The sequence below is a fragment of the Pseudoalteromonas sp. Z1A6 genome, from assembly GCF_011378745.1.
In the GTDB taxonomy this organism is placed as follows: Bacteria; Pseudomonadota; Gammaproteobacteria; order Enterobacterales; family Alteromonadaceae; genus Pseudoalteromonas; species Pseudoalteromonas arctica.
The window spans coordinates 1-4,658 of sequence record NZ_WTKW01000328.1 but is presented as its reverse complement, the minus strand read 5'-3'; the positions used below and the strand labels follow the sequence as shown (position 1 = coordinate 4,658).

The following is a 4,658-nucleotide window of genomic DNA, read 5'->3' as shown; positions in this document are numbered from 1 at the left end:
AAAGGTTTAACTTTGGGTGTCTTAATTATTTTCTAGAACTTATTACAAATAGTAATTTATTTCAATTGTGCAAGCATTTCATCGCTGTATGGTACTAACTCTTCACCGTTTGCAATTTTGCTAATGTAATCTGGGTTTGCAATAAGTGGGCGACCAATAGCGATTAAGTCAAACTTAGCATCGTTAATAGCCTCTTTTGCTGACTCAAAACTATAACTACCCACACCTACTAATGTACCTTTGTAGCCTGCACGTAAAAATTCAGAGATGCTTTTGCCTTCAAGCGAGTCAAAGCGCATGCTATCGTCAAAAATACCGCCGTGTAAGTACGCTAATTCTCTGCTTTCAAGTTCTGTTAATAAGTAATCAAATACCGCTTTATCGCGACTATCTTCGCTCATATTAAAGTAAGCACCCGGTGTTAATCTAAGTGCAGTACGATCACTGCCTACAGCAGCAATAACCGCATCGGTTACTTCTAGTGCAAAACGCGACATGTTTTCAGGCGTTTGACCATATTCGTCGCTGCGTGTATTTGCAGCGTAATGTAAAAATTGGTCCACTAAATAACCGTTAGCACCGTGAATCTCTACCCCATCAAAGCCTGCTTCAATTGCGTTTTCAGCAGCTTTTGCGAAATCAGCAACTAGACTTTTAATATCATCAGTAGTGGCTGCTTTTGGTGTGATGTATGTAAGCTCACGCATACGTGGTACAGAGCCTTCAACGCCAATTGCCGATGGAGCAAGTACATCGCCATCAAAAAAGTGAGGGTGTGCAACACGGCCAACATGCCAAAGCTGTGCAAACATTTTGCCGCCATTAGCGTGCACTGCGTCAGTTACTTTTTTCCAACCTTGAATTTGCTCACTGCTAAATAAACCCGGAGTATTTGGGTAACCTTGTCCATCTGGACGAATAATAGTTGCTTCACTAATAATTAAACCGGTTTCGGCACGGCGAGCATAATATTCAACCATATCTTGTGTTGGCACTAAGTTATCGTCAGCCATACAACGCGTTAATGGCGCCATAAGTACGCGGTTTTTAAGCTCAATCGTGTTATTTAATTTATACGGAGCAAGTAGATCAGTTGTCATTTTTCAATCCTTCATTAAGTATATGCTTACTACAATGTGGCCTTTTTACAAACATTCAAGCTTATTTTTGAATGATCGCTCAAATTAGTGAGAAATTATACTGATCAATCTACAAATTAGATCTGCATTGCTGAAATTAAATAGCAACTTTTCAACACTCTGTCATATAACTCGATATACTTGTGTGCATATAATTTAGATATACTAGGGCGTGTTGATCTTTGGTGGGTGAATTTGCAGCAGTATGTTTGGTTTTTAGGCAGGGCAAAGCCTATGTAGTGTGGTTATTCCCCATAAATAGGCGATAACGCAGCATAAAGACCAAACATGCGCTGCCCAAAGGGTTCTTTCTAGGGACGATTAACTCTTTGTTGCTCGGTTTTTACTTAGCCCACTAGGTTACAAACCTCGCGCCGCGATTTAATCGCCCCTAGATTGAACAAATTTCAATCCACAAAGGTCAACACGCCCTAATATCAATAGTAATTAAGAGTGAGCTAATTATGACAACGCCAAATTTAAGTGAAGAACACGCAGTAATTTTAGGACTTGGAGCAAAAAAACGCCTAGCCTATATGTTCGAAACCGTACAACAGTTCAAGCAAGTATGGATTTTAAACGATGATGATGGCTGCGTTATGCTTGCCAACGAAGATGACGACTGTGTGCCAGTTTGGCCAACTCGCGAATTTGCAGAAGCATGGGCAACTGGCGAATGGGCTGGCTGCAGCGCTAAAGCAATCCCACTTGCTGACTGGTTTAGTCGCTGGACACCGGGTCTTGAGGAAGATGACTTACTTATTGCTGCCTTCCCTACAGAGGAAGATGATGGCACGATATTGTTTTCAGATGAATTTGAAAAACAATTAAAAGCGCCAAAGCAAAAATATTAAGGTTCAAAGCCTAAATACTCAGAGTTCTAAAATTTATAAACGCGGCACTTAATTTAGTAGTCGCGTTTTTATTGGCAATATCTAAAATTCAAATAAGCCTGCGTAATTGCATCTGGATTTTCTACTTGCGGATAATGCCCAAGCTCTACAAACTCTTGTACGCGCGCATTGGGAATAAGCTTTTTATAATGCTCAATCATATGCTTACCAGAGATTGGGTCTTCTGCGCCTGCTATAAACGTAAGTGGTATATTGCTATTTATGATGGCACCAACCCAGCGTTCTCGGTTTTGCTGCCTCTGCTTTATATAACTAATGAGTTTGGGCATAACGGCTAAACCATCTTTATAAATTAGCAGCTCCCAAAGTGTGTCTACCACTTGTTTTGAGGGCGGTGTACTTTTACCAAAAATAGTAACTAGATTATTGGCAAATTTTTGTTTATTCATTAATTTTGGCACTATCCAACCTAGCTTTGAAAGTAAAAGCTTTTGTATAAATAAGGGTTTATGCACCTCAGGAAATAACCCACCATTTAAAAAGCAGACACTGTTTATTTTAAAGTCACTTTGGCTAACGACTTGCCTTGCTAATAACTCTTGAGCCACAGTATCGCCATAGTCATGAGCTAAAATATGTATATCATTAATATTTAACGTTTTTAAAAATTGAGTATATAAGTCGGCTTGTTCAGTAATTTTATAGCCTGCATTTTTAGGTTTATCTGACAAACCAAAACCTAGCATATCGAGTGTAATTACAAAATAATGTTCACTAAGGGTTTGCCACATACCTTCCCAGTCCCAACTAGCACTTGGAAAGCCATGTATTAAAAGCAACGCAGGCTTAGTTATATCGCCAGCTGTTTTAGTAAAAATTTGATGGCCACTAATTTGAGTAAATTGACCCTGTGATTGCCACTGTTGAAGAGAAAACATATATTAGCTTAATTTTTATTATTGATTTGTTAGTTTTATCATAAAGGTAATTAAAAAAGGAAACAAAACCAATGCATAAAATTTGCATTGGCTTATTAAAAGTCATGTTAAAATTTAATAGTGTAATCTACATAAACTCGATGGTCAGCTCTATCGCCTTTAACACCATCAACACTGCCTGATTTTTCGGTTGTATAATCTACAAATAGCCAGCGTAAGCTTAAGCCTTTTATTTTCTCAACTTTATAGCGGGTATCTACAGCCCAATATTTTTCGTCGGCTGTGCCGCCTAACTTACCCAACGCAGAGTTTTCAGCATCGCTGCCGTCTGTGTAGTAAAATTTAGTTGTTAAGCCAGGCGATACTGCTTTCAAATCAATTCCTAAACGAGCTTGCCATGATGTTTCATTTTGGTTTGTTAAATCAGCACCAATTAATGAGCGAGTTGGAAATGGGTTTGTACCATGGTCGCCACTGAAATTATCTTCAATCCAAGCATCACTTACTTTAGTAAATGCCGCACCTACACTCCAAATATCTTTTTTCCAATCAGCATCTAGGTAATAGGCAAACCCATCGTTTTCACTTTTGGTTAAACCTGTTAATGCACCAGGTGCATCTTCATCATCTAAATCACCACCCTCTGCGCCTGTTACAAATAAATCGCCATCATCTTGTGAGGTAAATATGCCAGTTGAAAGGGTTAACTTACTTTGCTCAAGCTTAATGTCGTAACTGATTTTTAATCCGATTTTACTTAAATAATTGTGCGAATTTAAATATTCAGCCTCTAATATTAGATTGTCTTTTTTATGCGTAGCACCTACGCCCCAAATTACGCTAATAGCACCAGTTGCCGATTGATCGGTAGAAAAGTCTTCCCATCTATCATCGTGTCGACGGCTCCATTTATCGTAAACGTAACCGTATAATTTAGTGTTACCAATTTTGTAATCGCCAAAAACGCCTCTAAAAGTATTAGGAATAGCCCGACTCCCAGAGCTTTTAAGCAACATACTTTTGGTTTTTTGCCCACCTACTTTAACGTGACCGTTGTTGCCCAATTTAAAATCTAAAAAATATTGTCCAAATTTAGAAAAGCTATCGTCAACTCCACCGCTCTCATTACCTGCTGGCAAAATATTACCTGCGGCTGAACCCGTAGAATTAATATCCATCACGGTGTAAGTCGATACACCCACACTCACTAAATCGTTTATATAACCCGATGTGTAATTGAGCTCTATACCTTGAGCAAAAGTTGAATCGTCACTTGCGTCGTTATCGTAGTCACGGTCAAAATAAATTGATCTAAGTTTTATATTAAATTCATCTTGTTCTGTCAGCCCATTAACAGCGGCATACGAAGGAATAGAAATACATGTTAATACTGCGCCTGTTGCCGCAAGTAATTTAGATACTCGGTGAGCCATAGTTATCTCCGTTACCTTGTTTTGTTTAAGTTTTAACTGTGCAGTGCATAGCAGCGTGTATTTTTTCGACCTATACGGCAAACAAGTCATAAGGTAATTACATTTTAAGTAATCACGTTTTCTTTCACGCTACTAAAATATAGAACAATATAAGTTTTTAATGTTTTAATTTTCATATTATAAAATATTAAGTGTTTGTTTTGTTTCGGATGAATTATAAAAGCAAGGTGAGCATTGTCTCTTGCTCGCTCGTACCTATACCGATAGTTCCCTTTAAAAGCGTCATAATATTGG

General features: G+C 38.3%; 4 protein-coding genes. 1 reads left to right on the top strand and 3 read right to left on the bottom strand.

The genetic code is table 11. From position 1 onward, the window contains the following. Nucleotides 1-56 precede the first annotated feature (56 nt). Entirely contained in the window at nt 57-1,100 is a 1,044-nt protein-coding gene (locus GQR46_RS16425) for an alkene reductase (protein WP_165741546.1), read from the bottom strand. A gap of 503 nt (nt 1,101-1,603) precedes the next feature. On the opposite strand from GQR46_RS16425, the gene GQR46_RS16420 reads away from it, so the two are divergent. After that, nucleotides 1,604-1,993 (top strand): DUF2750 domain-containing protein, encoded by a 390-nt coding sequence (locus GQR46_RS16420; protein ID WP_007585609.1) that lies wholly within the window; start codon nt 1,604-1,606, stop codon nt 1,991-1,993. A 68-nt stretch (nt 1,994-2,061) separates the two neighbouring features. Here the strand turns inward: GQR46_RS16420 and GQR46_RS16415 are convergent, their stop codons facing one another. Both GQR46_RS16415 and GQR46_RS16410 read right to left on the bottom strand, forming a co-directional pair. Further along, the gene (locus GQR46_RS16415; RefSeq protein ID WP_165741545.1) at nt 2,062-2,931 is read right to left on the bottom strand and encodes an alpha/beta hydrolase; all 870 of its coding nucleotides are present in this window, start codon (nt 2,929-2,931) and stop codon (nt 2,062-2,064) included. A 107-nt stretch (nt 2,932-3,038) separates the two neighbouring features. Continuing rightward, nucleotides 3,039-4,364, bottom strand: a complete 1,326-nt coding sequence (locus tag GQR46_RS16410) for an OprD family outer membrane porin (RefSeq protein WP_165726146.1) — start codon at nt 4,362-4,364, stop codon at nt 3,039-3,041. Nucleotides 4,365-4,658 lie beyond the last annotated feature (294 nt).